At 64.5% G+C, this 26,824-nt stretch carries 28 protein-coding genes; 17 read left to right on the top strand and 11 right to left on the bottom strand.

What is annotated here, in order from left to right; genetic code table 11:
- Window positions 1–153 precede the first annotated feature (153 nt).
- From purE to Q0D44_RS03020, 8 genes are all read left to right on the top strand, one after another.
- Window positions 154–642, top strand: coding sequence for a 5-(carboxyamino)imidazole ribonucleotide mutase (gene purE / locus Q0D44_RS03055; RefSeq protein ID WP_294132242.1), 489 nt, complete (start codon window positions 154–156; stop codon window positions 640–642).
- Window positions 643–650: 8 nt separating this feature from the next.
- Window positions 651–1,721, top strand: a complete 1,071-nt coding sequence (locus tag Q0D44_RS03050) for a 5-(carboxyamino)imidazole ribonucleotide synthase (protein ID WP_294132236.1) — start codon at window positions 651–653, stop codon at window positions 1,719–1,721.
- Between the two features lie 23 nt (window positions 1,722–1,744).
- Window positions 1,745–2,257 carry a dihydrofolate reductase gene (locus Q0D44_RS03045; RefSeq protein WP_294132233.1) on the top strand — a complete coding sequence of 171 codons (513 nt, stop codon included), beginning with the start codon at window positions 1,745–1,747 and terminating at the stop codon, window positions 2,255–2,257.
- Window positions 2,258–2,284: 27 nt separating this feature from the next.
- Complete coding sequence (locus tag Q0D44_RS03040) at window positions 2,285–3,109, top strand: alpha/beta hydrolase (protein WP_294132230.1); 825 nt, start codon at window positions 2,285–2,287, stop codon at window positions 3,107–3,109.
- A 77-nt stretch (window positions 3,110–3,186) separates the two neighbouring features.
- Complete coding sequence (locus Q0D44_RS03035) at window positions 3,187–4,128, top strand: bifunctional riboflavin kinase/FAD synthetase (protein ID WP_294132228.1); 942 nt, start codon at window positions 3,187–3,189, stop codon at window positions 4,126–4,128.
- Between the two features lie 122 nt (window positions 4,129–4,250).
- Entirely contained in the window at window positions 4,251–7,142 is a 2,892-nt protein-coding gene (ileS, locus tag Q0D44_RS03030) for an isoleucine--tRNA ligase (RefSeq protein WP_294132226.1), read from the top strand.
- Window positions 7,139–7,648 (top strand): signal peptidase II, encoded by a 510-nt coding sequence (gene lspA, locus Q0D44_RS03025; RefSeq protein WP_294132224.1) that lies wholly within the window; start codon window positions 7,139–7,141, stop codon window positions 7,646–7,648. The genes ileS and lspA overlap by 4 nt, the downstream gene beginning before the upstream one ends.
- Entirely contained in the window at window positions 7,645–8,058 is a 414-nt protein-coding gene (locus tag Q0D44_RS03020; RefSeq protein ID WP_294132216.1) for a DUF3035 domain-containing protein, read from the top strand. Before lspA ends, Q0D44_RS03020 begins: the two co-directional genes overlap by 4 nt.
- A 235-nt stretch (window positions 8,059–8,293) precedes the next feature.
- Here the strand turns inward: Q0D44_RS03020 and dxs are convergent, their stop codons facing one another.
- From dxs to Q0D44_RS02995, 5 genes are read right to left on the bottom strand one after another with little or no spacing between them, the layout of a single operon-like run.
- Complete coding sequence (gene dxs / locus Q0D44_RS03015) at window positions 8,294–10,222, bottom strand: 1-deoxy-D-xylulose-5-phosphate synthase (protein WP_294132213.1); 1,929 nt, start codon at window positions 10,220–10,222, stop codon at window positions 8,294–8,296.
- Between the two features lie 49 nt (window positions 10,223–10,271).
- The gene (locus tag Q0D44_RS03010) at window positions 10,272–10,739 is read right to left on the bottom strand and encodes a transcriptional repressor (protein WP_217671895.1); all 468 of its coding nucleotides are present in this window, start codon (window positions 10,737–10,739) and stop codon (window positions 10,272–10,274) included.
- 44 nt (window positions 10,740–10,783) lie between these two features.
- On the bottom strand, window positions 10,784–11,110 hold the full coding sequence (locus tag Q0D44_RS03005) for a DUF423 domain-containing protein (protein WP_294132208.1): 327 nt from the start codon (window positions 11,108–11,110) through the stop codon (window positions 10,784–10,786).
- Window positions 11,107–12,924, bottom strand: coding sequence for a cation:proton antiporter (locus Q0D44_RS03000; protein ID WP_294132205.1), 1,818 nt, complete (start codon window positions 12,922–12,924; stop codon window positions 11,107–11,109). The genes Q0D44_RS03005 and Q0D44_RS03000 overlap by 4 nt, the downstream gene beginning before the upstream one ends.
- Complete coding sequence (locus tag Q0D44_RS02995; protein ID WP_119745339.1) at window positions 12,924–13,346, bottom strand: iron-sulfur cluster assembly scaffold protein; 423 nt, start codon at window positions 13,344–13,346, stop codon at window positions 12,924–12,926. Before Q0D44_RS02995 ends, Q0D44_RS03000 begins: the two co-directional genes overlap by 1 nt.
- Window positions 13,347–13,475: 129 nt before the next feature.
- Between Q0D44_RS02995 and Q0D44_RS02990 the strand changes: the two genes are divergently transcribed.
- On the top strand, window positions 13,476–13,925 hold the full coding sequence (locus Q0D44_RS02990; RefSeq protein WP_294132198.1) for a YaiI/YqxD family protein: 450 nt from the start codon (window positions 13,476–13,478) through the stop codon (window positions 13,923–13,925).
- Complete coding sequence (locus tag Q0D44_RS02985) at window positions 13,925–15,097, top strand: NAD(P)/FAD-dependent oxidoreductase (protein ID WP_294132195.1); 1,173 nt, start codon at window positions 13,925–13,927, stop codon at window positions 15,095–15,097. Before Q0D44_RS02990 ends, Q0D44_RS02985 begins: the two co-directional genes overlap by 1 nt.
- Window positions 15,098–15,241: 144 nt before the next feature.
- Here Q0D44_RS02985 and Q0D44_RS02980 read toward each other — a convergent pair whose 3' ends face one another.
- Window positions 15,242–17,296, bottom strand: coding sequence for a PBP1A family penicillin-binding protein (locus Q0D44_RS02980; protein WP_294132192.1), 2,055 nt, complete (start codon window positions 17,294–17,296; stop codon window positions 15,242–15,244).
- 108 nt (window positions 17,297–17,404) lie between these two features.
- Between Q0D44_RS02980 and Q0D44_RS02975 the strand changes: the two genes are divergently transcribed.
- Entirely contained in the window at window positions 17,405–17,602 is a 198-nt protein-coding gene (locus Q0D44_RS02975) for a hypothetical protein (RefSeq protein WP_294132189.1), read from the top strand.
- 5 nt (window positions 17,603–17,607) lie between these two features.
- Here the strand turns inward: Q0D44_RS02975 and Q0D44_RS02970 are convergent, their stop codons facing one another.
- A complete protein-coding gene (locus tag Q0D44_RS02970; RefSeq protein WP_294132185.1) occupies window positions 17,608–18,918 on the bottom strand; it encodes an MFS transporter in 1,311 nt (436 codons plus the stop codon).
- A gap of 132 nt (window positions 18,919–19,050) precedes the next feature.
- Between Q0D44_RS02970 and pgsA the strand changes: the two genes are divergently transcribed.
- Genes pgsA through Q0D44_RS02955 form a run of 3 tightly spaced genes read left to right on the top strand, consistent with a single transcriptional unit; the run spans window position 19,051 to window position 20,315 of the window.
- The gene (gene pgsA / locus Q0D44_RS02965) at window positions 19,051–19,614 is read left to right on the top strand and encodes a CDP-diacylglycerol--glycerol-3-phosphate 3-phosphatidyltransferase (RefSeq protein WP_119745326.1); all 564 of its coding nucleotides are present in this window, start codon (window positions 19,051–19,053) and stop codon (window positions 19,612–19,614) included.
- A 3-nt stretch (window positions 19,615–19,617) separates the two neighbouring features.
- Window positions 19,618–19,878 (top strand): molybdopterin converting factor subunit 1, encoded by a 261-nt coding sequence (gene moaD, locus Q0D44_RS02960; RefSeq protein WP_294132180.1) that lies wholly within the window; start codon window positions 19,618–19,620, stop codon window positions 19,876–19,878.
- A complete protein-coding gene (locus tag Q0D44_RS02955) occupies window positions 19,875–20,315 on the top strand; it encodes a molybdenum cofactor biosynthesis protein MoaE (RefSeq protein WP_294132176.1) in 441 nt (146 codons plus the stop codon). The genes moaD and Q0D44_RS02955 overlap by 4 nt, the downstream gene beginning before the upstream one ends.
- Before the next feature lie 291 nt (window positions 20,316–20,606).
- Here the strand turns inward: Q0D44_RS02955 and Q0D44_RS02950 are convergent, their stop codons facing one another.
- Entirely contained in the window at window positions 20,607–21,536 is a 930-nt protein-coding gene (locus Q0D44_RS02950) for a hydrogen peroxide-inducible genes activator (RefSeq protein WP_294132173.1), read from the bottom strand.
- A 39-nt stretch (window positions 21,537–21,575) separates the two neighbouring features.
- On the bottom strand, window positions 21,576–22,349 hold the full coding sequence (locus Q0D44_RS02945; protein ID WP_294132170.1) for a sulfite exporter TauE/SafE family protein: 774 nt from the start codon (window positions 22,347–22,349) through the stop codon (window positions 21,576–21,578).
- Window positions 22,350–22,537: 188 nt separating this feature from the next.
- On the opposite strand from Q0D44_RS02945, the gene epsC reads away from it, so the two are divergent.
- The gene (gene epsC, locus Q0D44_RS02940; protein ID WP_294132168.1) at window positions 22,538–23,254 is read left to right on the top strand and encodes a serine O-acetyltransferase EpsC; all 717 of its coding nucleotides are present in this window, start codon (window positions 22,538–22,540) and stop codon (window positions 23,252–23,254) included.
- Window positions 23,254–23,592 carry a DUF2794 domain-containing protein gene (locus Q0D44_RS02935; RefSeq protein ID WP_294132162.1) on the top strand — a complete coding sequence of 113 codons (339 nt, stop codon included), beginning with the start codon at window positions 23,254–23,256 and terminating at the stop codon, window positions 23,590–23,592. The genes epsC and Q0D44_RS02935 overlap by 1 nt, the downstream gene beginning before the upstream one ends.
- A gap of 40 nt (window positions 23,593–23,632) precedes the next feature.
- Here the strand turns inward: Q0D44_RS02935 and Q0D44_RS02930 are convergent, their stop codons facing one another.
- Window positions 23,633–24,691, bottom strand: coding sequence for a hypothetical protein (locus Q0D44_RS02930; protein ID WP_294132161.1), 1,059 nt, complete (start codon window positions 24,689–24,691; stop codon window positions 23,633–23,635).
- Window positions 24,692–24,829: 138 nt separating this feature from the next.
- Between Q0D44_RS02930 and Q0D44_RS02925 the strand changes: the two genes are divergently transcribed.
- Complete coding sequence (locus Q0D44_RS02925) at window positions 24,830–25,759, top strand: nitronate monooxygenase family protein (RefSeq protein WP_294132158.1); 930 nt, start codon at window positions 24,830–24,832, stop codon at window positions 25,757–25,759.
- Window positions 25,760–25,895: 136 nt separating this feature from the next.
- On the opposite strand, the gene Q0D44_RS02920 is transcribed toward Q0D44_RS02925, so the two are convergent.
- Complete coding sequence (locus Q0D44_RS02920; RefSeq protein WP_294132154.1) at window positions 25,896–26,774, bottom strand: alpha/beta hydrolase; 879 nt, start codon at window positions 26,772–26,774, stop codon at window positions 25,896–25,898.
- Window positions 26,775–26,824: the final 50 nt, after the last annotated feature.

Below are 26,824 nucleotides of genomic sequence, written 5' to 3'. Positions count from 1 at the left end.
GCCCCACGCTCTTCCATTCGCCGTCGCGCTGCGCGCGCCACCTCCCCGCAAGCGGGGAGGAAATACGACATTGCCCCCCGACGGGCTGGCCGCTAAGGGGCTTTGCTTTCCGGGCGGCACCGTAGCGGCCGCGCCATGAGGGGAAGCACGGGCATGAGCGGGGCAATCGAGGTCGGCATCATCATGGGGTCGCGGTCCGACTGGGACACGATGCGCCATGCCGCCGAAACGCTGGACGCGCTGGGCGTGGCCCATGAATGCAAGGTGGTGTCGGCGCACCGCACCCCGCAGCGGCTGTATGATTATGCCACCAGCGCGGTAGAGCGCGGCCTGAAAGTCGTCATCGCGGGCGCGGGCGGCGCGGCCCATCTGCCGGGCATGTGCGCGTCGATGACGCGGTTGCCGGTGCTGGGCGTGCCGGTCGAATCGAAGGCGCTGAAGGGCATGGATTCGCTGCTGTCGATCGTCCAGATGCCCGGCGGTATTCCGGTGGCGACACTGGCGATCGGCAAGCCCGGCGCGATCAATGCCGGGCTGCTGGCTGCCGCGATCCTGGCGACCCATGATCCCGCGCTCGCCGCGCGGCTGGACGCCTGGCGCGCCAAGCAGACCGACGCGGTCGCCGAAACGGTCGAGGACTGAGCGGCCCCATGACGACCATCGCGCCCGGTTCGACTATCGGCATCCTTGGCGGGGGCCAGCTGGGCCGGATGATCGCCATTGCCGCCGCGCAGCTGGGCTATTGCACCGCCATCTATGCGCCGGAGGAAAGCGGGCCTGCTGCGGACGTGTCGCCGCGCTGGACTCGGGGCAGCTATGACGACGCGGTGGCGCTGGCGGCCTTTGCCGATGGCGTCGATGTCGTCACCTATGAATTTGAGAATATCGATCCGGCGGCGGTCGAGGTGCTGGCGACGCACGGGCTGGTCCGCCCCGGCGCGCAGGCGCTGCGCGTGGCGCAGGACCGGTTGGCGGAAAAGCGCTTCGTCTGCGATCTGGGCGGGCTGACCGCGCCGTTCGCACCGGTCGAAGATCTGGACGATCTGGAGGCCGCCATCGCGCAGGTCGGCAGCCGGGCGATCCTGAAAACCAACCGCATGGGCTATGACGGCAAGGGGCAGGCGCGGCTCAACGAGCCGGGCGATGCGGTGGGCGCATGGAATGCGATCGGGCGGCAGAGCGCGATCCTGGAAGGCTTCGTGACCTTTGCCGAGGAATTTTCGGTTATATTGGTGCGCGGCGCGGATGGCGAGGTGCGCTTCTGGGACAGTTCTGCCAATGTCCATGTCGACGGCATCCTCGACACGTCGATCGCGCCCGCCGGGCCGCTGATCGAGGGGCAGGTGCCTGCTGCGCGTGCGCTGGCGCGCAAGATTGCCGATGCGCTGGACTATGTCGGCGTGCTGACCTGCGAATTTTTCGCCAGCGCTGATGGGCCGGTGTTCAACGAAATGGCGCCGCGTGTCCATAATAGCGGCCACGGCACGATCGAGGGCGCGTTGACGAGCCAGTTCGAAAATCATGTCCGCGCGATTTGCGGCCTGCCGCTGGGCGACACCGCGCTGGCGGCGCGCCGGGTGGAAATGCGCAACCTGATCGGCGACGACGCGCATGACTGGCTGGCGATCCTGTCCGATCCGGCCAACCATCTGCACCTGTACGGCAAGCATGAAGCGCGGCCGGGGCGCAAGATGGGGCATGTGACGCGGTTGGTGTTGTGAGCGCAGCGAACGAAACCAAAACTGTGAGCGAGATCGTGCTGATCCTGGCCCGCGCCGATAATGGCGTGATCGGGCGGGATGGCGATCTGCCCTGGCGGCTGCCGGCGGACCTCAAGCGGTTCAAGGCGCTGACGCTGGGGCATCCGATGATCATGGGGCGCAAGACGTTCGACAGCCTGCCGGGCTTGCTGCCGGGGCGTCGCCATATCGTGCTGACCCGTGACGGCAAGTGGAGCGGGGCGGGGGCCGAGGTAGCGCATGACGTGGCGGGCGCGCTGGCGCTGGCCGATGCGCCGAGCGTGATGGTGATTGGCGGGGCGGAAATCTATCGGCTGTTCCTGGCCCAGGCGCATCGGATCGAGCTGACGGAAGTGCATCTGGACGCGGTGGGGGACGCCAGCATTGCCTATCCCGATCCGGCTGACTGGGCGGAAGTCGCGCGGGAAGCGCATGAGGCTGTCGATGATCGGCCTGCCTATAGTTTCGTCTCCCTTCGTCGTATCGGTTCGGAACAGGGCGCTATTCCCGCAGGTTAAGCCAGTCCCCGATAAAGGACTGCATCCATGCCCATTTTAGACACACGCGACGGCGCGCATATCCATTACAAGGTGGCCGGAGAAGGTCCGCCCGTCATCCTGATCCACGGCTGGCCGCTGACCGGCGATATGTGGGAATATCAAACCGTCGCGCTGGTCGAGGCAGGGCATCAGGTCATCGCCTATGATCGGCGCGGCTTTGGCCATAGCAGCCATCCCGCAACCGGTTACACCTATGACGTATTCGCCGACGATCTGGCCGACCTGATCGCACATCTGGGCCTGCCGCGCGTCAGCCTGGTCGGCTTTTCCATGGGTGGGGGCGAGATTGCGCGTTATCTGACCCGCCATGGCGGGGCGCGGGTGGACCGGGCGGTGCTGGTGTCGTCGGTCGTACCCTTTCTGCTCAAGACCGCCGACAATCCCGACGGCGTGGAGGAGCATGTGTTTGCCGGGATGCAGGAGGATATCCGTAAGGATCGCTTCGACTTTCTCCAGAGTTTCGCCAAGGATTTCTATGGTGTTGGCTGGGTCACGAGCCCGGTCAGCAAGGGTGTGTTGGACTGGAGTTTCGCGCTGGGCATCATGGCCAGCCCACTGGCTACCATCGCCTGTGTCGACGCCTTTGGTCGCACCGATTTCCGTCCCGATCTGGCGAGCTTCACTATCCCCACGCTGGTGATCCACGGCAGCGCCGACAAGACGGTGCCGATCGACCTCAGCGGTCGCGCGGCGGCCGCAGGGATCGCTGGCGCGCAATGGCTGGAATATGAGGGCGAACCCCATGGTCTTTTCGCGACGGTGCCTGACCGGCTGAATGCCGATCTGATCGCCTTCCTGCGTGGGGGCTGACAACTGAGGATTGCGGGCGTTCGCGACAGGGGTCTCGGTCATTGCTCTTGGCCGGGATGCCCCCTATAGGCCGCGCCATGGAGCGGCTGACAAGCGGCGCCCCGGTCCCGGCGCATTTGCGCGGGGCCATCATGGCGCTGGGCAATTTTGACGGGTTTCACGCCGGGCATCAGGCCGTGGTCGGCCATGCGATAGACCGCGCCCGTGCCGAGCGGCGTCCCGTCATCGTCGCGACATTCGATCCCCATCCGATGCGGCTATTCCGGCCCGATACGCCCCATTTTCGCCTGACCACGCTGGACCAGCGGCAGGCCTTGTTCGCCGCCGCCGGGGCGGACGCGATGATGGTGTTCGCCTTTACCCCGGAACTGGCGGCGCTCGATCCGGCTGCGTTCGTGCGCCTGCTGGCCGTCGATATGGGCGTGGCCGGGGTGGTGACGGGGCAGGACTTTACCTTTGGCAAGGGGCGGGCCGGATCGGTGGCGCTTTTGTCCGAACTGGGCGCGCCATGGGATATGTGGGCGCAGGCGGTTGCGCCCGTGACGGATGCCGATGGGGCGGTGATTTCGTCCAGCCGCATTCGCGCGGCGTTGCAGGCGGGCGATTGCGCCACTGCAACCCGGCTGCTGACGCGGCCCTTCACCATCGAGGGCGTGGTGCAGCATGGCGACAAGCTGGGTCGCACTATCGGTTTCCCGACCGCCAACGTCGACATGGGCAGCTATTTGCGCCCGGCCTATGGCATTTATGCGGTGCGCGGGATCTTGCCCGACGGGCGGGTGCTGGACGGCGCGGCGAATCTGGGCATCCGCCCGACCTTCGACCCGCCCAAGGAATTGCTGGAGCCGCATTTTTTCGACTTTGCCGAGAGCCTGTATGACCAGTGCATTGCCGTGCAACTGATCGCCTTCCTGCGGGCGGAGGCGAAATATGACGGGCTGGACGCGCTGATCGCACAGATCGCGCGCGACTGCACGCAAGCACGGCAAATCCTTGCGGGAACGCCTTACGTCGCTTAAGGCACGGCGCTAATCTACCCAACCTCCGTTCGGTTCGAGCAGCTTCGAGCGAAGTCGAGAAGCGTCCGTCGAGAACAGTTCTCGACAAGCTCGAACCGAACGGATCCAGCATAAGCGCAGCCATGACCGACGCACCTGACTATAAGTCCACCGTTTTCCTGCCCGTCACCGACTTTCCGATGAAGGCCGGCCTGGCGCAGAAGGAACCCGCGATCGCGGCGAAGTGGGAGGCGATGGGTCTGTATGACCGGCTGCGCGAGCGGCGCAAGGGGCGCGAGCGCTTCATCCTGCATGACGGCCCGCCCTACGCCAATGGCGACATCCATATGGGCCATGCGATGAACAAGGTGCTGAAGGACATCATCGTCCGTTCGCAATCGCTGCTGGGCAAAGATGCGCCCTATGTGCCGGGCTGGGACTGCCATGGCCTGCCGATCGAATGGAAGATCGAAGAGGAATATCGCAAGAAGAAGCTGAACAAGGACGAGGTGCCCGCCGCCGAATTCCGCGCCCAGTGCCGCGCCTATGCCGACAAATGGGTGGGCGTGCAGAAGGAGCAGTTCAAGCGTCTGGGCGTGATGGGCGATTGGGCCGATCCCTATCTGACGATGAAGTTCGATGCCGAGGCGACGATCGTTGGCGAGTTGCTCAAGTTCGCGGAAAGCGGTCAGCTCTATCGCGGGGCCAAGCCGGTGATGTGGTCCCCGGTCGAAAAGACCGCGCTGGCCGAGGCTGAGGTGGAATATGAGGATGTCGTGTCGACGCAGATCGACGTGGCGTTCAAGTTTCATGCCGCTTCTTTTCCTGAATTGGTAGGGGCTGAAGCGGTGATCTGGACGACAACACCGTGGACCATCCCAGTCAACCAAGCCATCGCGGTTAATCGGTCGGTGGACTATTCAATTGTTTCGTACCCACCCTTTAGAAACCGTCGGTTCGTAGTTGCAAACGATCTAATAGGCGCACTGGGTGATCGCATCGCTAAAAGTTTACAGATCGAGCGTTGGGATATCTCCGAGAATTTAATTCTTTGGGCTGGCAAAGGCGATGCGCTGGTTGGCAATGTTGCCGCTCATCCGATGCATGGTCGTGTGTCTGGTGAATTCTTCAACAAGGGACGGCGCGTTCTCGCTGGCGATCATTTTGTCACGACCGATGCGGGCACGGGCCTCGTCCATATGGCGCCCGACCATGGCGAGGAGGATTTCATTGCGTGCAAGGCGCTGGGGATCGACCCGGTGTTCGCGGTCAATGATGCGGGTTTCTATCGCGACGATTGGGAATGGTTGCCGGGGCAGGGCAGCGTCATCAATACCAAGTTCAACGGCGCGGACGGCCCGATCTGTAACGACCTGCGCGCCGCTGGCGCGCTGCTGTCGGCCAGCGAGTTCAGGCATAGCTATCCCCATAGCTGGCGGTCCAAGGCGCGGATCATCTATCGCTGCACCCCGCAATGGTTCATCCCCATGGACAAGCCCAGTGGGCAGGTGGCGGACTATCCGCTGCCGCCGCTGGAGCCGGTCACCGGGGCGCTGGCAACGGTGCTGCCGACCAACGGCCCGACCCTGCGCGGCGTCGCGCTCGATGCGATCGCCAATACACGCTGGGTGCCGGAGCGGTCGCGGAACCGGATCAATGCGATGGTCAGCGATCGTCCCGACTGGGTGATCAGCCGCCAGCGGGCCTGGGGCGTGCCGATCGCGCTCTATGTGCATCGCAAGAGTGGGCAATATCTGGTTGATCCGGCAGTCAATGCCCGCATCATCGACGCGTTCAAGGGCGCGGGGGCGGATGCCTGGTTCGGGGCGGATCATCAGGCGTTGCTGGGGCCGGACTACGACCTCAACGACTATGAGGTCGTGACCGACATTCTGGACGTGTGGTTCGATTCCGGTTCTACGCATAGTTTCGTGGTGGAAGCGCGCTATGGCGAAGGCGTGCGCGCCGACCTGTATCTGGAAGGGTCGGACCAGCATCGCGGCTGGTTCCAGTCATCGCTGCTCGAATCCAGCGGCACGCGGGGGCGGGCGCCCTATGACGCGGTGCTGACCCATGGCTTCGCGCTCGACGGCACCGGGCGCAAAATGTCCAAGTCGCTAGGCAATGTGGTCGATCCGCTCAAGATCATGGGCGAAAGCGGCGCGGACATTTTGCGCGTCTGGGTCGCCAGCACCGACTATTTCGATGACGTGCGCATCGGCAAGGAAGTGCTGGCCGGGTCGTCCGACGCCTATCGCAAATTGCGCAATACATTCCGCTACATGCTTGGCGCTCTTTCCGATTATGATGAAGAGACCGAAGCGGTGTCCTACGCCGAAATGCCGGAACTGGAGCGCTATATGCTCCACCGGCTGGCGACGCTGGACAAGGAATTGCGCAGCGTTGTCGACAAGGCGGCGGGCAGCGACAATTGGCTGGAGTTCAGCCGCTACACCCGCGCGCTGTTCGATTTTGCCAATAGCGACCTGTCGGCCTTCTTCTTCGATATCCGCAAGGATTGCCTCTATTGCGATGCGCCCTCTGACCCCAAGCGCCGCGCCTATCGCACTTTGCTCGATACGCTGTTCCACGCGCTGGTCCGCTATGCCGCGCCGATCATCCCCTTCACCGCCGAGGAAGTATGGCAAAGCCGCTTCCCAAGTGACGAGGAAAGCGTGCATTTTCTGGAATGGCCGGAGATCGACCGCCACTGGATCAGCGCGCATCTGGACGAGAAATGGACCGAGCTGCGCAGCCAGCGCGAACAGGTGAACGAGGCGATCGAGCCGTTGCGGCGCGAAAAGATCGTGCGTTCCAGCCTGGAGGCCGATGTCACCATGGGGCAGGTGCTGGCCGTGGGCGACGTGGATTTCGCCGAAGTCGCGATCGTCGCGCGGGTTACGATGGGCGAGGGCGACGGCATCAGCGTCCAGCCCAGCGAGTGGCACAAATGCGGGCGCTGCTGGCGGTTGCTGCCGGAAGTTGCCGAGGATGGCGCATTGTGTGACCGCTGCGATGATGTGGTGAAGGCATGAGTGTCAACCACCGCCCGCTGGGCCTGACCGTTGCGATCGTGACGTTGGCGCTCGACCAGCTCATTAAATATGCCGTTACCTATCCGCTGGCGCTGAAAAGCCGGGCGGAGACGGGGATCGAGATTTTGCCGATCTTTCGCCTGCGCTGGCTGGAAAATCGCGGCGTGTCGATGGGCTTTTTCCATGCCGATACCGACCTGATGCGCTGGGCGCTGGTGGGGATGACCATATTGATCGCGGGCTTTGTCGGCGTGTGGATGTGGCGCGAAAAGGCGCGGCAGGATGTCGCGGCGCTGGGGCTGGTGCTGGGCGGGGCGATCGGCAATATCGTCGACCGGATCAGGCTGGGCTATGTCGTTGATTATGCGGACCTGCACTTCGGCGCATGGCGGCCCTTCCTGATTTTCAACCTGGCTGACGCAGCGATCACCATCGGCGTGCTGATCCTGCTTGCGCGGGCGTTGCTGCTGCGCGACAAGGGCGCAAATACGGAGACTTTGAAGTGAAGCTTAAACTGATCCTTGCAGCCGGTCTGCTCTCCACCCTGTCGGCCTGTGGCGGCGGCGGTGGCCTGTTCAACCGCGAACGGCCCGATGAATTTGCGGTTTCGCGTCAGGCGCCGCTGGTGATCCCGCCCGACTTCGCGCTGGTCCCGCCCGCGCCCGGCACGCCTTCGTCCAATGCGGTGGATTCGAGCAAGGCGGCGATGGAAGCGATGTTCGGTGGCCCGGCCCAGCGCAGCGCGACCGAAACATCGACGCTGAACGCCGCCGGTCGCGCCAATGCGGCAGCGGGAATCCGCTCGACCGCTGGCGATCCGGGGACCGAAGTGGTCGACAAGGGGGCGACCACCCGCGACATTATCGCAGCGCCGGAAGGCGACGGGCAGGACGCACGGGCGGCCACGCCGCAGTGATAGAGAATGGAAAAGGGGCCGAATGGCCCCTTTTTGTTGCGTGGTAAATACCGCGACATCCTCCGCATCCAACGTCATGCTGAACTTGTTTAGCTGCGCTGGCCTTCGGCTCAGCATCCATTTCGCGTCTCCAGCGACCGCTTTTGGGGCACGATGGATCCTGAAATAAATTCAGGATGACGATGAATGAGGACATCGTTCTATAAGCGATAGCCCCCCCCCAACTGGGAGGACTTTACGCCCGCGCTTCCGTTCCCACGCTGTTATGCCGCAATGCCGTCAGCACGGTGTCGATGATGGCGTCGGCGTCCAGGCGGGCGTCGGCATATTGTTTTTCGGGCTTGTCCTGATCCTGAAACACGTCAGGCAGGCGCAGGGTGCGTAGTTTCAGGCCGTTGTCGATGAGGCCCAGGTCGCTGGCCAGCGTCAGCACATGGGCACCGAGGCCGCCGATCGCGCCTTCCTCTATCGTCACAGCGACTTCGTGGGTGGTGAGCAGGCGGCGGATCATCGCTTCGTCGAGCGGCTTGGCGAAGCGCAGGTCGGCAACGGTGGTGGACAGGCCGCGCGCTTCCAATGCTTCGGCGGCTTTCAGCGCTTCCTCCAGCCTGGTGCCGAGCGAGAGGATGGCGACCTGCCGCCCGTCGCGCACGATGCGGCCCTTGCCGATTTCGAGGCGTTCGGGGACCACCGGCATATCCACGCCGGTGCCGTTGCCGCGCGGATAGCGCAGCGCGATCGGACCGCTGTCGTGGCAGGCGGCGGTGTGGGTCATGTGGACCAGTTCCGCCTCATCCGCTGCCGCCATCACCACCATATTGGGCAGGGTGGCGAGATAGGTGACGTCGAAACTGCCCGCATGGGTCGATCCGTCCGCACCGACCAGACCTGCGCGGTCGATGGCGAATCGGACCGGCAGGTTCTGGATCGCGACGTCATGGACGACCTGATCGTAAGCGCGTTGCAGGAAGGTCGAATAGATGGCGCAGAAAGGCCGCATCCCCTGCGCGGCGAGGCCTGCGGCGAAGGTGACGGCATGTTGTTCGGCGATGCCGACGTCAAAGCAGCGATCGGGGAAGGCGGTCGCGAATTTGTCGAGACCGGTGCCGGACGGCATGGCCGCGGTGATGGCGCAGACTGCGGGATCGCGCTGTGCCTCGGCGATCAGCGCCTGGGCAAAGACATTGGTGTAGCTGGGCGGGCCGGGTGGCGCCTTGGCCTGGGTGCCGGTGATGACGTCGAATTTCTGGACGCCATGATATTTGTCGTCCGCCGCTTCGGCCGGGCCATAACCCTTGCCCTTTTGCGTGACGACATGGATCAGGCACGGCCCTTCGGCGGCATCGCGGACATTTTCCAGCACCGGGATCAGCTGGTCGAGATTATGGCCGTCGATCGGGCCGACATAGTAAAAGCCCAGTTCCTCGAACAGGGTGCCGCCCATCGCCATGCCACGGGCGAATTCGTCGGTCTTGCGCGCGGCATTGTGGAGCGGGCGGGGCAGTTTGCGCGCCAGTTTCTTGGCGAGATCCCGCAGGCCCAGAAATTCGCGGCTGGAGACCAGGCGCGCGAGATAGCCCGACAGGCCACCGACCGGCGGGGCGATCGACATGTCATTGTCATTGAGGATGACGATCAGGCGATTGCCCGCCGCCTGCGCATTGTTCATCGCCTCATAGGCCATGCCTGCCGACATGGCGCCGTCGCCGATGACGGCGATGCCCTTGCCCGGCCGATCCTGCATCTTGTTGGCGATGGCAAAGCCCAGAGCCGCGCTGATCGAGGTGGAGCTGTGCGCCGCGCCGAACGGGTCATATTCGGATTCGGCGCGCTTGGTGAAACCCGACAGGCCGCCACCCTGACGCAGGGTGCGGATGCGATCGCGCCGCCCGGTCAGGATTTTATGCGGGTAGCATTGATGCCCCACGTCCCAGATCAGCTTGTCGCGGGGCGTGTCGAACACATAATGGATCGCTGTGGTGAGTTCCACGACGCCAAGCCCGGACCCCAGATGGCCGCCGGTGACGCCGACGGCGGCGATCACCTCCTGCCGCAGTTCGTCGGCGAGTTGCCGCAGCTGCTCCGGCTTGAGGGCGCGCAGGTCGGACGGCCAGATCACCTGGTCGAGCAACGGGGTTTCGGGACGATCGTTCATAAAAGGCATAGACTCGTCAGGGCGCTAGGCCGTTCCGTCGCGAAGCGCAACGATCCACTTATGCGGCGCATTTGGCGCATGTCCCCAAAATCTCGATCACCGGGCGTTCGGGCCTGAACCCTTCCTGCTCGGCGACGGCGCGGACTTGATTGGTCACCTTGTCATCATCGAGGTGCGTGGCCTGCTTGCAGGTGCGGCATACCAGGAAGATGCAGTCGTGATGGCAGCCGGGATGGGCGTTGGCGATATAGGCGTTGGCGCTTTCGACCCGCATTGCGATGTTGTTGGTCACGAACAGGTCGAGGATGCGATAGACGCTGTTGGGCGCGACCCGCTTGCCGCGCGCCTTGGACACGGTGTCGGCGATGTCATAGGCAGAAGCGGGCTTTTCCTCCGCCGCCAACGCATCGAAAATGGCCGCGCGCATCGGCGTCCATTGTTCGCTTTGCGCTTCCAGCGTGACGCGTGCGGCGTCGGCCAGCCGGGTGCCGGTGGGCTCGTGATGATGATGGTGATGGTCGGCCATGACGTCAATCTAGGCCGGGTCAGTGGCCGGGGCAAGGGCGCGCGTCAGCGTTGCCCGAAGGTCCATGCCGCCCACAGCCATCCGGCGATCATCAGCAGCCCGCCGATCGGGGTGATCGCGCCCAGCCATTTGGGCGCGCCCAGCGCCATGGCGTAGAGGGTGAGGGCAAAGATCGCCGCGCCGCCCAGCAGCAGGGCTGCCGCGCCGCGCGCCACGCCCATGATCGCCAGCGCAGCGACGGCGTGGATCAGTTGGTAAACGCCGCCGGTGCGCAGCCATTCGACCGCCTTGGCATTGGTAACGCCATGCGCGCCGAACGCGCCCGCGCCGATGGCCAGGGCTGCGGACAAGGCGGCGAAAATCGCGATCATGTCTTGTCTCCATCGCCACGGGTCAGCAGGCGCATCCCCCGGCCGGGGCGGTACATCAGGTCTTTTGCCGCCAGCAGCGTGCCATGTTCGATCTGGAGTGCGAGGCGCTGTTCGTCATTGGCACGATATTGGCGTTCGACTTCCTCGACCTCCTCAGGCGGAACGCCCAGCGCCTGCATCGCCTGCACGCCCATACAGATGGCCGATTCATAGACTTCGCGGACGACGGCGGCGAGATCGATATCCTGCAAGGCGAGCAGCTGTTTCCGGTCGAAGGCGCGGACCATGAGGGCCGCCTGCGGGAAGGCTTCGGCGATCGGCTGGAGTGCGCGGCTGTCGAGCGAAGGATCGTCGATGCAGAAGGCGATCAGCCGGGCTTCGTCGGCACCTGCGCGGTGGAGCAGGTCGATGCGGGTGCCGTCGCCATAATAAACCTTCGTATCGAACCGCTGCGATACTTCGATCTGGGCGGGCTTCTTGTCGATCGACACGACGGCAAAGCCATGGCCGATCAGCATCTGCGCGACGGTCTGGCCGAACCGGCCATAGCCCACGACGATGGCGGTGCCGCGTGGCGCCTGGTCCGGGCCGGGCAGGTCCGCGCCATCCTTTGGCGCGGCGAACTCGAAACGGCGAGCGAACAGCATCAGGAAAGGCGTGGTCGCCATGGAGAAGGTGACGATGGCGCTGAACAGGCTGGCGGCTTCGGGCGCGATCAGCAGCGCGCCCTGCGCCTGGGCGAACAGGACGAAGCCGAATTCGCCGCCCTGGCTCAGCAACAGGCCAGCGCCCAGTGCGGGTCGCCATTCCATGCTGAACAGGCGGGCAAGACCCGCGATGATCGCCGCCTTGGTCGCGACCAGGATCAGCGCCATGCCGATGACGAATATTGGATTGGCCGCGACGGTGGCGAGGTCCAGCACCATGCCGACGGCGAGGAAGAAGAGGCCGAGCAGGATCGAGCGGAAGGGCTCGACGTCGGCCTCAATCTCATGCCGGTAGGGCGAATCGGCGAGCATCACGCCCGCGACGAAGGCACCCAGCGCGGTCGACAGGTGCAGGCTGTGCATCAGCGCGGCGGCGGCCAGCACGGTGAACAGGCCGACGGTGACGAACAGTTCGCGCTCGCCAAAGCGTCCGACCAATGAGAGGAGCGGGCGCAGGATGAAGCGGCCTGCAAGCACAAGCCCTGCAATCGCCGCGACGGTGTAGGCCGCCGTCATCCATCCCGGTGGTCCGCCTGCGTCTGCCGGATTGCGAGAGAGCGCCGCGACGATGGTGATCAGCGGGACGATCGAGAGATCCTGAAACAGCAGGATCGAGAATATTTTTTCCCCAAAGGGCGAATTGATCCGGCCGCTGGATTTGAGGCCCGGCAACACCTGCGCGGTGGAGGAGAGGGCGAGTGGCAGGCCGAGCGCAATCGCCGCGCCCCAGGTGAAGCCGGTGAAATAGAAGATGATCGCGGTGAGGGCGCAGCCGCACAACACGACCTGCGCCATGCCGAGCGCGAAGATGTCCTTCTTCAAGCGCCAGAGACGGGCGGGATGCAGTTCCAGCCCGACGAGGAAGAGCAGCAGGACGATGCCGATTTCGGCAATGGCAAGTTTCGATTCGCCCCCGCCGACCAGCCCCAGCCCCTGCGGCCCGACCAGCGCCCCCGCGACGAGATAGCCCAGCACGGCACCAAGCCCGAAGCGGCGGAACAGGATGACGAACAGCAGCGCAGCACCCAGCAGGATGACGCCTTCGGACAGCAGCATTTCGGTTGCGCTGATGGTGGGGCCGCTGGCGGGAGCGGTTGGCGTCGCCATCAGGCGTCGGCCATCCGGGCGGCTTCGGCAATGGCTTCAAAGCCCAGGCGGATCGAGGCGTGGCGGGCGGGATAGCCGCGCGCCGGGGCCAGCACGGCAAGGCCAGGCCAGAAGTCGAGATCGTCGCTGGCGCCGGAGAGATAGGCGGTGAGCCTGTCGCGGGCGTCGGCCAGTTCATCGGCGCTCATGCCGATCGCCTGCGCCGCCATCAGCGACGCGGATGCCTGCCCCAGCGCGCACGCCTTTACGTCCAGCCCGATGTCGGCGAGGCGACCGTCGGCCATCGCCACATCCACCGTCACCCGCGACCCGCAAGTAGGCGAGCGCCGCTCGACGCTCGCCTGCGGGGCGGGCAGGCGGTGGTGGTGCGGGATGCTGGCGGCGAGCCGCAAAATATCTTTGTTGTACAGGGGGGCGCTCATTGCGTCCCATGTAGGGCAGGATCGCCGTGGGGTGAAGGCGGCGAATGATCATAGGGGGAAATAATGGGAACACGCGGCGCTGCAATCGGGCCATTGTGAAGTGCGGCCCCCGCGCTTATCGCGCCATCCATGAAGATTCTGGTCGATGCCGATGCCTGTCCTGTGAAGGATGAGATTTACAAGGTCGCCTTTCGCCATGGCGTGCCGGTGACGATCGTCAGCAATAGCCCGATCCGAATCCCTGCGCATGAATTGCTCGACCGGGTGGTGGTGAGCGACGGGTTCGATGCGGCGGATGACTGGATCGCGGAGCGGGCGGATGCAGGGGCGGTGTGCATTACCGCCGACATATTGCTGGCCGACCGGTGCCTGAAAGCGGGCGCGGTGGTGATCGCGCCCAATGGCAAGCCCTTTACATTGAGTTCCATCGGCGCGGCGATTGCCACGCGGGCGATCATGGCGGATTTGCGCGCCGGGGGGGAGCAGATTGGCGGGCCGCCGCCATTCGGCAAGACTGACCGGTCGCGTTTCCTGTCGGCGCTGGACGAGGCGCTGGTGCGCTGCAAGCGGGGTCGCTGATGGCCGATTGGGACGCGATCATCCTGGGCGCGGGCGCGGCGGGGATGATGTGCGCGGCTGTCGCGGGTCAGCGGGGCAGGCGGGTGCTGCTGGTCGATCATGCCGATCAGGTGGGCAAGAAGATCCTGATTTCGGGCGGCGGGCGGTGCAATTTCACCAATGTCGATACGGCGGCGGATCGCTATCTGTCGGCCAATCCGCATTTCGCCAAATCGGCGCTGGGGCGCTACAGCGCGCAGGATTTCATCGCTTTGGTCGATAGCTATGGCATCGCCTGGCATGAAAAGACGCTGGGGCAGCTGTTCTGCGACGGGTCAGCGAAACAGATCGTCGCGATGCTGGAGGAGGAATGCGCCAAGGGCGGCGTGACGCCGGCGCTGGGGCAGCCGGTGGCGGATGTGGCGCATGGTGATGGGCTGTATCGGGTGGCGACCGGCGGCGTGGAGCATCGCGCGCCCGCGCTGGTGCTGGCGACCGGCGGGCCGTCTATCCCCAAGATGGGCGCGACCGGCTTTGCCTATGAGGTGGCGCGGCAATTCGGGCTGTCGATTGTCCAGCCCCGGCCTGCGCTGGTGCCGTTTACGCTGGGGACGGAAGAGGCGCTGTTTCAGGCGCTGTCGGGCGTGTCGGCGGACGTGTCCGTGCGCTGGAACAAGGTTCGGTTTCGCGAGGCGGCTTTGTTCACTCATCGCGGCCTGTCGGGACCGGCGATGTTGCAGATATCCTCCTACTGGCAGCATCGCACCCCAATCCATGTCGATTTTCTGCCGGATCATGGGGCGGACTGGCTGATCGAGGCTAAGCGCGACCGGCCGCGCGCCAGTTTGCGCAAGGTTGTCGGGCAGGCGCTGACCGAGCGACTGGCCGATGCGCTGCTGGAGCGGGCCGGGGTGCAGGGCGAGATGGGCAATCTGTCCGACAAGGCGCTGCGACAATTGGGCGCGCGGCTGCATGACTGGTCGTTCGAGCCGACGGGGACTGAAGGTTATGCCAAGGCGGAGGTAACCGTTGGTGGGATCGCGACGGCGGGGCTTTCATCGCGGACGATGGAGGCGAACAAGGTGCCGGGCCTGTACGCGATCGGCGAGGCGGTGGACGTGACCGGATGGCTGGGCGGCTATAATTTTCAATGGGCGTGGGCCAGCGGCTGGGCCGCTGGGCAGGCGGTTTAGGGCTTGCCTTGTCCCCCCGCCCGCTTGCGGGAGGGGGTTAGGGGGTGGGCCAGCGCTACGTCGCATTTGCCCACCCCGCTGCGACTAAATTCGCTCCGCTCATTAAGTCTCGCTGCCCCTCCCGCTTGCGGGAGGGGAATGAAATCACGGCCCACTATCCTCACCCTCTGGCGGTTGCGTGGGGGCGATGCGGGGTGGGGGGGTGTCGGTCGGCGGGGCGGGCTGGTCGGTGGGCAAGCGGATTTGGGCCGGGCCGATATTCACCGTCATGCCGCCTTCGTCGACACCGAGCTGGACATTGCCGATGCCGGTTTCGACGCTGATATTGGCGATGGCGTTGACGAGGTCCGCGTCCTGGGTTTCTTCCGGTGCGTCCTCGACCGTTTCGTTGATCGCGCCGCTCATGAAATTGCGCCAGATGCGCGCGGGGATGCCGCCGCCCGCCGCGCCGCCGGGGAGCGGGCTGTTGTCGTCATTGCCGATCCAGACCGCGGTGACGAGGCCACCGGCATAGCCCACGAAGATGGCGTCGCGGCTGTCCTGGGTGGTGCCGGTCTTGCCGAAGGTGCTGGTGCGCAGCGCCGCCGCACTGCCGGTGCCGCGATTGGCGGCGGAGGACAGGAGATCGCGGATCATCGCCAGTTCATCGTCGCCAAAGGAGCGCTGGCGCGCCATCAACTTCTCGAACCAGCCCTGCTCTTCGGGCGGCAGGCCGTGGGCGAGGACGGGATAGGCACCTGCCGCGACCGCCGCATAGGCTTCGGCCAGTTCGATCAGCGGAATTTCCGATGTTCCGAGCGCGAGGCTCAAATCTTCGGTGAGCGGCGCGGTGACGCCCAGATCGCGGGCGACCTTGATAACATTGTCGACGCCGACCTTCTGGGTCAGGCGGACGGCGGCGACATTGCTGGAGGCGGCGAAGGCCTGACGCAGGCTGATGCGGCCGCGATATTTGCCGCCATGATTGGCGGGGCGATAGCTGCCGGTGGTGATCGGCGTGTCGTCGATCATATCCTCCGGCGTCATGCCCGCGCGGAAAGCGGCGAGATAGACGAACAGCTTGAAGGTTGACCCCGGCTGGCGCTTGGCCTGCACCGCGCGGTTGAAGCTGCTCTTGGTATAATTTTTTCCGCCGACCATGGCGACGACGCTGCCGTCGGGCTTCATCGCCACAAGCGCGACCTGCGCGCCGCCCAGCGGTGCGCGGCGGATGGCGGCTTCGGCGAGGCGCTGGATGCGCCAATCGAGCGTGGTGTCTATCTTCTGCTCGCCATAGACCGCGCCCGCCCGGTCGCGGGCCTGCGGCAAGACCCAGTCGGCGAAATAGGTGCCGGTGGTGGCGTCGGGTGTTTCGCGGACGTTGAGGCGGGCAGGCGGCAGGGCGTTGCGTTCGGCCTGGCTGATATAGCCAGCGTCCACCATCGCCTGCGTCACTAATGCGGCGCGGGCGCGCGCGCCCTTCAGGTTGCTGGTGGGGGCAAGGCGGGAGGGCGCTTTGAGCAGGCCCGCCAGCATCGCGGCCTGCGGAATGGTCAGCCGTTCGGGCGCGCGGTTGAAATAATGGAGCGAGGCGGCGCGCAGGCCGTACACATTGTCGCCGAAATAGACGTTGGAGAGATAGCGTTCGAGGATCTGGTCCTTGGTCAGCCAGGCTTCGAGCCAGAAGGCGATCATCGCCTCACGCGCCTTGCGGCCCATGGTGCGGTCGCTGGAGAGGAACACGCCCTTGGCCAGCTGCTGGGTGATGGTGCTGCCGCCTTGCGACGACCCGTCCGACCAGAGATTGTGCCAGGCGGCGCGGGCGACGCCGCGCGGATCCACGCCCCAATGGCTGTAGAAGCGGCGATCCTCAATCGCCATGAAGGCTTGCGGCACATGGGCGGGCAGCTGGGCGATGGTGACGGGCGTGTCGATCACCGCGCCGCGCCGGGCGATGAGGTGGCTGTCCGCCGACATCAGGCTGATGCTGGGGGGCGCGATCGGCCGCAGCGATCGGGAAAGCGGGGCGGTGACGGCGAGCCAGCCGATCATCAGCATCAGCAGCGCCAGACCGGCCGCGATGATCCAGCCCAATATCTGCAACCGGCGGCGCCAGGGCGTGGGCGGGGCGAAGGCGCTGGGGGGCCCTGCGCCAAATTCACGCGGGGACAGCGAGGCAGGATCGACAGTGCTGGACGGATCGGTCATCGGTTCAGCCATGCTGTATTATTCGTCTGATACAGTCAAGTCTGTCCCGCACCGGGACAGGCCAATGTTAACTATCTTTGGCGATGGCCCAAATGGTAAATAATGCGTTAACCAGTGACTATGCGAACACGCCCCCTTGTCCTGACGACCGAATCGGCCCGCCACCCCTTTCGCCAGCGCTTGCCCCAGCATGTGCTGCGCGTTGTGGAGCCAGCGCCTGCGCGCAAGCGGAAGATGGTGGATGACGATAGCGACTGGAAGCTGTTTGGGTTGAGCTTCTGCGCCTTCTTCACGGCGTTCTACAGCTTCATTTCCTGAGCGCATCAGGCGCAGACAGGGCCGTCGCAGGCCTTGTGCAGTTTCCACGCCAGCCAGGCGCAGGGCAGGCAGAGCAGGGCGACGAGCAGCAGCTGCGTCACGACGGACAGCCCTGCGACCGTCAGGCCGATCGCGATGACCGAGCCGACGACCATCGCGCCTGAATTGACGATATTATTGGCCGCGACCGTGCGGGCGGCTTCGCATTTTTCGACCGTGGTGGTCAGGAAGGCGTAGAGCGGCACGACGAACATGCCGCCAAAGGTCGCAACGCCCAGCAGGCAGGCGGACAGCGCGATCGCCATGGGATGGGCGAGGAAGCCGGTAAAGGACAGCATCTCCCCGGCGGGCGCGGGCGTCCAGAGTGCGCAAACGACATGGAAGGCGACGATGCAGGCGCCCATGCCGATGACCGAGGCTGGGGCATATTTTGCCGACACATGGCCGCAGAGCAGCCGGTTGATCGCGACCGATCCGATGGCGATACCGATCGAGAAAATGCCCAGGAACAGGCTGGCGACCGATTTGTCGGCGGTCAGCACATTTTTGACGAGCGGCGGAAACTGGATGAACAGGATGGAGCCGACCGCCCAGAACAGGCTGATCGACATGATGGCCAGAAAGAGCCGCCGGATATGCATGGTGCCGCGCACCAGCGTGACGGACGACCGGATGATGTGGAAATCGATCGGCGTGCGTTGCAGCAGCGACGGGGCGGGCGGCACTTCACGGCCCGCGACATAGCCGATCAAGGCGGTGATGACGATGCCGATGGCGGCAATCTCCACCGGGATCAGGCCTGCCAGAATCGTGCCCGCCAGAATGGCGATATAGGTGCCGGCCTCCACCAGGCCGGTGCCGCCCAGCACTTCTTCATCGTGAAGATGCTGGGGCAGGATGGCATATTTGATCGGGCCGAAGAAGGTGGAGTGAACCCCCATGGCGAACAGCGCAAGCAGCAGCAGCGGAATGGCCAGCGTGTGGATGGCGATGCCACCCCAGATGAGGCCAAGGCCCGCCGCGCCGACCAGCATGATCGCGATTTCCGCGCCCTTGACCCATCGGATGATGACCGCCTTGTCGCGCTGGTCGGCCAGTTGCCCCGATAGCGCAGACAGAAGAAAGAAGGGCAGGATGAAGACGCCGGTCGCCAGCGCGCTGAACCAGGTTTCGGACCGCTCGTCATTATAGACCTGATAGACGACGAACAGCACCATCGCGTTCTTGAACAGATTGTCGTTGAACGCGCCCAGCAGCTGGGTGATGAAAAGCGGCAGAAAACGGCGCTTGTTCAGGAGCCTGAGAGAGGCTTTCATGGATGAATCTGGCTTCTTTTCCGTTAGCGACCGGTGCGGGGTCTAGCCGCTGCCGGTGCCGCTGTCCAATCCCGTCACCGCAAACATCTGCCGCGCCTTGTGCGTCGGGCCGGACTGTGGCAGTCGGCTGCGATGCTGACGCTGCCTAATCTGCTCACGCTTTCGCGCATCGTCACGGTGCCGTTGCTGGTCGCCCTGCTGTGGCCCGCGGAAATGGGCGCGCGCTGGATCACCGGCTATGCGCTGGCCTTCGCGCTCTACTGCCTGATGGGCATTACCGATTATTTCGACGGCTATCTGGCGCGCGCGCAGGGCGCGGTGTCGCGGCTGGGCATTTTCCTGGACCCCATCGCCGACAAGATCATGGTCGCCGCGGTCATCCTGATGCTGACCGCGACGCGCGACATAGCGGGCATCCACATCGTTGCCGCGATGATCATCCTGCTGCGCGAAATTGCCGTGTCGGGGCTGCGCGAATTTCTGGCGGGGATTCAGGTGTCGGTGCCGGTGTCGCGGCTGGCCAAGTGGAAAACGACGTTCCAGATCATTGCGCTGGGTGCGCTGATCCTGGCGGGGGCGGTACCGCAATTTCCCTTCGTCCAGGCGGTCGGCATCGTGACGCTGTGGGCTGCTGCACTGCTGACGCTGATAACCGGCTGGGATTATCTGCGCGTCGGCATAAAGCATATGGATTGAGCGGTGGTGGCTCTGACGATCGTCTATTTCGCCTGGGTGCGTGAGCGGATCGGACTGGATGAGGAGCAGGTGGCGCGGCCTGAAATGGGCGCGACCGTTGCCGATCTGATGGCCGCGCTGGCGGCGCGGGGCGGCGGTTATGCCGAGGCGCTGGGGGACGCGACGCGGCTGCGCGCGGCACTGGACCAAAGGTTCGTGGCGCTCGATACGGTGATTGGCGATGCGCGCGAGCTGGCGCTGTTTCCGCCGGTGACCGGGGGATGAAGCGGGTCGCGGTGCAGGCCGGTGATTTCGAGGTGGCGGCGGAACTGGCGGCGCTCGAAGCGCTGGGCGGCGGCGGCGTGGCAAGCTTTACCGGCGTGGTGCGCGGTGGTGGCGGGCTGGTCGCGCTGGAACTGGAACATTATCCGGCGATGACGCAGGCGCAGGTCGATCGCATCTGTGACGAGGCGATGACGCGCTGGCCACTGCTGGGGTTGAGCGTCATCCACCGTTTCGGGCGGCTTGAGCCGGGCGCGCGGATCGTGTTCGTGGGCACCGCATCGCGCCATCGCACCGCCGCGCTGGAAAGCTGCGCCTTCCTGATCGACTGGCTGAAATCGGAAGCGCCCTTCTGGAAGAAGGAGCATTTCGCCAATGGCGCGACCGGGTGGGTCGATGCGCGGGTTGAGGATGAGGTGAAGGCGAAGGGGTGGGGTTGATTTCACCATTGCCGTTCGTCCCCCGCCTTCGCGGGGGCAGGCTCTGAGTAGCCGTTGAGCGAAGTCGAAACGGCGTATCGAAGGAGTGCGTTTGGACGCCACCCTTCGATACTTGAACAGGTGAACCATCCCCCGGATGATTCAGGATCGTCCGGGGGACGATCCGACCTGTTCAACTTCGACTTCACCTTCGCTGAAGTTTATCCTGAGCGCCTGCTGCAAGCAGGCAGTCGAAGGGCTCAGTCCCTACTCAGGGCGAACGGTTTTATTTAACGTCATCTCGTTGTGGCACTACGCCGCCTCCACCATCACTGCCGGAGGGTCGGATGCCTCGCGCAATATCCCGGCGAGCAGATGGAATTCCTTTTCGCGGGGGCTGTTCTTGCGCCAGACCAGGGCGATGTCGCGCCAGGCGCGGTCGGAGCGGAGGGGGCGGGCGACGATCTGGGTATGCTCCAATATGCCGCTGGTGATCGCCATTTCGGGCAGCATGGTGACGCCCAGGCCATTGTCGACCATCTGGATCAGCGTGTGCAGCGACGTCCCCATCATGATCGCGCTGGCGCGCAGTTCGGGGCGGTTGCAGGCGGCCAGCGCATGGTCCTTGAGGCAATGGCCATCCTCCAGCAGCAATAATTTGCTCTCGTCGATCATTTCCGGCCCGATCCAGTCGGGCGGGTCGCGGGGATCGTCGCGCGGGAAGGCGACATAGAGGCGGTCCTGAAACAGGATCTCGCTCTCCAGTTCGCCGGTGGGGAAGGGGAGGGCGAGCAGGACGCAATCGACATTGCCGTGGCGCAGCGATTCGATCGCCGCCGTTGTGGTTTCCTCGCGCAGATAGAGTTTGAGTTCGGGTCGGTCGGCGCGCAGCCGGGGGAGGAGGCGCGGCAGCAGGAAGGGGGCGATGGTCGGGATCACGCTCATGCGCAATTCGCCCGACAGCGGCTTGCCGGACGCTTCGGCGATGGCGGAAAGCTCCTCCGCCTCACGCAGGACACGGTGCGCCTTTTCCACGATGCGATCGCCCAGCGCGGTGAAGCGGACGACGCGGCGGGTGCGCTCGACCAGGGTGACGCCGAGCAGCGACTCCAACTCGCGGATGCCCGCCGACAGGGTCGACTGGGTGACGTAGCAGCTGTCGGCGGCCTTGCCGAAATGACCCTGTTCCTTCAGCGCAACCAGATATTGCAGCTGTTTAAGGGTGGGCATGTAGTTGGACATCTATCGGCTTCCTCGATCAGAAAGCCGAATATAAGTGCCTTAGCCGATATATCCAAGAAATTTGGCGAGGCCGAACATCGAGGTGATGGTCAGGATGATGCCGACCGCGGTGAACAGCAGGCGGGGCGGGATATGCCGGGCGAGCATCGCGCCGATCGGGGCGGCGGCGACGCCGCCGATCAGCAGGCCGAGCGTATAGGTGGTGAAGGCCTGCCAGCCCAGATGAATGAGGAAGGTGATGCTGATCGACAGGGTCAGGAAAAATTCGACCGTGTTGACCGTGCCGATCGTATGGCGCGGGCTGGACCCCTGCAACAACAGGTTGGACGTCACGATCGGACCCCAGCCGCCACCGCCGGTCGCATCCATGAACCCGCCGACCAGGCCGAGCGGCGCAACCCAATTGGGGTCTTTCTGCTTGGGCGGCAGGTGAAAGCCGCGCCAGACCAGATAGAGGCCGATGCCCGCGAGATAGGTCTGGATATAGGGTTTGATGACCGCGCCGTCGATATTGGACAGGACATAGGCACCAGTCACGCCGCCGATGACGCCGGGGATGATCAGTTTGGAAAACAGTTTCCAGTCCACATTCTTGTGCAGGATATGGCTGATCGCGGAGACGGCGGTGGTGAAGGTTTCAGCGACATGGACACTGGCCGATGCGCGGCTGGGCGGCACGCCGAGCGTGAGCAACAGGGTGCTGGAGATGACGCCATAGGCCATGCCGAGCGCGCCATCGACCATCTGGGCACCAAAGCCGACAAGGATGAAGGGCAGGATTTCGCCGAAATTGGCGATGAAAGCGTCGATCATCCGTTTGCCTTTGGTCTGATTGTCTACTGCTATGATTGGCTTATCCGGGGCCGCCAAGCAAGTTTCTATTTTGCGCCGCAAAGGGGAAATAGCGCCGTCTCTGGAAAAATCGGACTTGGGACGCTATGTTGGGGGCGATTTTGCTATAGCGGCGTGCGGACAGGCACGCCCGGTTCGGGGACATGTGGATGGTGCGCAACCTCATTGCCTATCTTGATTCGGTCAAGTCGCGCGATCCCGCGCCCCGATCTAGGGCGGAAATCCTGCTTTATCCGGGCATTTGGTCGCTGGCGTTCCACCGGGTGGCGCATCGGCTCTACCGGGCGCGGCTCTTTTTTCTGGCGCGGGCGGTCAATCATTTCTCGCGCTTCCTGACCGGGAACGACATTCATCCGGGCGCCAAAATCGGCAAGCGCTTCTTCATCGACCATGGTTTTACCGTGGTTGGCGAGACGGCGGAGATTGGCGACGATGTCACGCTGTATCAAAATGTGACACTGGGCGGGACTGATCCGGCCAATGGGATTGCGGGCAAGCGTCATCCGACTCTGGGCAATGGCGTTATCGTCGGGTCTGGCGCGCAGGTGCTGGGGCCGGTGACGGTCGGCGCGCGGGCGCGGGTCGGGGCCAATGCGGTGGTGACCAAGGATGTGGCCGAAGGTGCGACCATGGTGGGCATCCCTGCGCGCGCGATGCTGGTCGACGTGACCGCCTATCAGCGCGACTTCATGCCCTATGGCACCCCCTGCACCGATTGTTTCGACCCTGAAAAGCAGAAGCTGGAACTGCTCCAGTGCGAGGTCGAGCAATTGCAGAAGCGGCTGGCCGAGTTAATCGCGGAACAGCAGCGGCCAAAGCTGCCCGATGACGAGCCGTCGCTGTTCAAGGAACGTGGCCGGGCCTGATGTCCAATGTGACGCCGTTTCCCAAGGATGGGGCGGGGCAGGTCGGGTTCGACCGGCTGGAATTGCAGCGGATCATGGACCTGTATGGCCGGATGGTGTCGGCCGGGCATTGGCGCGACTATGCGATGGATATGGGACGGGAGGCCGCGATTTTCAGCGCCTTCCGCCGCGCCGCCGAACGCCCCGAATATCGCATCGAAAAGCGCCCGGCGCTGCGCAACCGGCAGGGCATGTGGACGCTGGTCGGCGAAGGCGGCCATATATTGAAGCGGGGCCAGGAGTTGCAGAACATCCTGGCCCCGGTCGAGCGCAAATTGTTGCGGATCGTCGAGGGTTAGTCCTACTACCCCTCCACCACTTCCTTCGCGAGCGTCCCCATCAGGCCGGTGCGCGGTCCAGATAGGGCAGCTTGTCGGTCAGGACCGGGGGCAGGCCGCTGACCACCAGCGTGCGGGCATGGTGCCAGAGCGCGGAGAGCAGCAGCAGCGAGGAGCCGATCACCAGCGCGGTGAAGGCAGCGGAGAGTTCGACCGCGCCTGCCTGCTTGAACAGGGCGTAGAGGGCGAACAGGACATAAGCGAGGCTGGAGACCAGCAGCGCGCGCCGGTCGATCGCCAGGGCAACCAGGCCAAAGGCGACATAGAGGGCGATCACCATCAACGCCTTGGCCACGCTGATGTCATCGCCGTCGAACACGCCGAGTAAGTGGAAGAGCGAATGGGCGATCATCGGCGCGGCGGTCAGGTGCAGCCAGAAGGCGACGTCCGACCGGCGGGTGATGCGGCTGCGGTCGGACATGTCCCACCACATGGCGAAGGCGAAGATGGTGAGACCGCCGGCGAGCAGCAGCAGGAAGGGCAATGTCTGATTGAAAGGCACCGCCGCAATGATGAGGCTGGCGACGACGAGCGCCGCTGCGCCTGCGCCCGCCGCCACGGTGATTGGCACCATGAAGCGCCGCCAGTGTGCGAAGGCCGCCAGCGCGCTGAACGCGGCCACACCCGACAGGATCAGCGCGCCGCCGCGATGTCCCGCATCGGGGAAGAGTTGCGCTGCCAGCGCGCCAAGCGAAAAGGCGACACCGCCGACAAAGCCGGCCAGCAGCAGGATCGACGGCAGCGCCATGCGCCGCTGGCGGGTGAAATATTCGGCCAGCCCCCAGCTGGTCGCCGCGACCAGCAGGCCTGACATCAGCGAGGGATGATGTTCCGCCGCGCCCAGCCGCACGCTGTTGCCCAGCCAGCCGACCGCGACCAGCAGGATGACGCCGGCGATCGACACGAAAATATCGTTGAAGCCGGTCAGCAGGCGGAAGGATTCTTCATCCACCACCGGGCTGGACCGCAACCGGGCGACATGGTCGCGCAGCGCCTGCGCACTTTGCGCCGGGATCACCCCGGCCGCTACGGCATCCTGTAGATCGCTCTCGCTATACATCGTCCAGCTCCAAAGGACTGTTGATTATGTCCCTTCATACCACGACTGTATTATATCATCAATACAGTAGATTTGGCCTTTTTCTGCGGCCCGGCGAATGATAGCGCGGACGGCGAACAGATATGGAGAGCCGCGATCATGACCCTGCCGACATCGCTTCAAGGCCGTTTGTCGTTGCCGCTGATCGGATCGCCCATGTTCATCATATCGCAGCCCGAACTGGTCATCGCCCAGTGCCGCGCGGGCATTGTCGGCGCTTTTCCGTCGCTCAATGCCCGGCCTTCGGGCGTGTTCGAAAGTTGGCTGCAACGGCTTCAGGCGGAACTGACCGACAAGGATGCGCCCTTTGCCGTCAACCTGATCGTCCACAAGACCAATCCCCGGCTGGAGGAGGATCTGGCGCTGTGCGTCAAATATCGCGTGCCGATCATCATCACGTCGCTGGGCGCGCAGGAAAAGGTGAATGAGGCGATCCACAGCTATGGCGGGATCGTGCTGCATGACGTCATCAACGATCGTTTCGCGCGCAAGGCGATAGAGAAGGGTGCGGACGGGCTGATCGCGGTCGCGGCCGGGGCGGGTGGCCATGCCGGGACGCTGTCGCCTTTCGCCTTGGTGCAGGAAATCCGCCAGTGGTTTGACGGGCCGCTCGCCCTGTCCGGGTCGATCGCGACGGGCCGGTCGATCGCGGCGGCGCGGATGATGGGGGCGGACCTGGCCTATATGGGATCACCCTTCATCGCCACGAGCGAGGCCAATGCCGACGCCGCCTACAAGCAGATGATCGTCGAGTCCCACGCCGACGACATCGTCTATTCCGACGTGTTCACCGGCGTCCACGGCAATTATCTGCGCCCCAGCATCGTCGCGGCAGGCATGGACCCGGACGCGCTGCCCAAGGCGGCGGATATGGATTTCGCCAGCGCCATGACCGACAAGAAGGCTTGGCGCGATGTGTGGGGATGCGGGCAGGGAATCGGCGCGGTGACGAAGGTGCAGCCTGCTGGCGCGTTCATCGCCGGGTTGAAGGCGGAGTATGAGGCGGCGGTGTCGGGGTTTGTGGCTTAGGCTGCCTGCCACTTTCTCAGTCTCCCAACACCGTTCGGGCTGAGCCTGTCGAAGCCTTGTTTTTCTTCTCAAGAAGTGCGGCCCTTCGACAGGCTCAGGGCGAACGGATTTGGAGATGATTATCGGACGGACAAACTCACAAAAACGCGCGCAATTCCGCGATGAAGCGCGCAAACTGGTCGTGGTGGAGCCAGTGGCCCGCATCGGCAAATTCGACCAGGCGGGCGTTGGTGAAGTGGGCGGCGCGACCGTCCTTGACCGGGTTGGAGGCCCAGCTGTCCAGCCCTAGGCATAGCAAGGTCGGTGCGGTGATCTGCGCCCAGAAGGCGGGCAGGCTGTCGTCCGACCCGGCTTGAGGTGCCATGCCGTTGAGATAGGGGTCGAATTTCCAGCTATAGCTGCCATCTTCGTTGCGGTTGACGCCATGGATGGTCAGGTGCAGCGCCTGTTCGAGCGAGAGATGTTCGTTGCGTTCGCGCATCCGCCCGACCGCGGCCTCGATCGTGGGATAGCGTTTGGGGGTGCGGCGGGCGCTGGCGCGGCGGGTTTCGATCCAGGCGCGCCAAAGGTCCGGCTCGGACTTTTCCGCCTTCTCCCTGACCCGGTCGGGCGACAGGCCCAGCCCCTCAATCGCGACGATCTTGTGCACCTTGTCCGGGAATAGCCCGGCATAGCGCAGCGCGATCGAGCCGCCCAGCGAATGGGCGACGATCGTCACCGGCGACCGGTCCAGCAAGTCCACCAGCTGCGCCAGATCATAGACATAGTTGGTCATCATATAGGCGCCGTCGGCCGACCAGCCGCTGTCGCCATGGCCGCGCAGGTCGGGGGCGACGACATGATAATCCTTCGCCAGCGCCCGTGCGGTCCAGTCCCAGCTGCGCCCATGGTCGAACCCGCCATGGATCAGGATCAGCGTGGGTGCGGACGGATTGCCCCAGTCGAGATAGTGGAGCCGGGTGCGCAGCGACGTGAAGAAATGCGATGTCGGGGTGGGCGCAAACGGCGTGTCCATGTAATCCTGCGATTTTGTTGGAATATTTGCCCCATTGGCGATGTGCAGGC

The sequence above is a fragment of the Sphingobium sp. genome (assembly GCA_023266575.1).
In the GTDB taxonomy this organism is placed as follows: Bacteria; Pseudomonadota; Alphaproteobacteria; order Sphingomonadales; family Sphingomonadaceae; genus Sphingobium.
The sequence above is the reverse complement of the archived record's forward strand: the minus strand, read 5'-3'. Positions and strand labels throughout refer to the sequence as shown.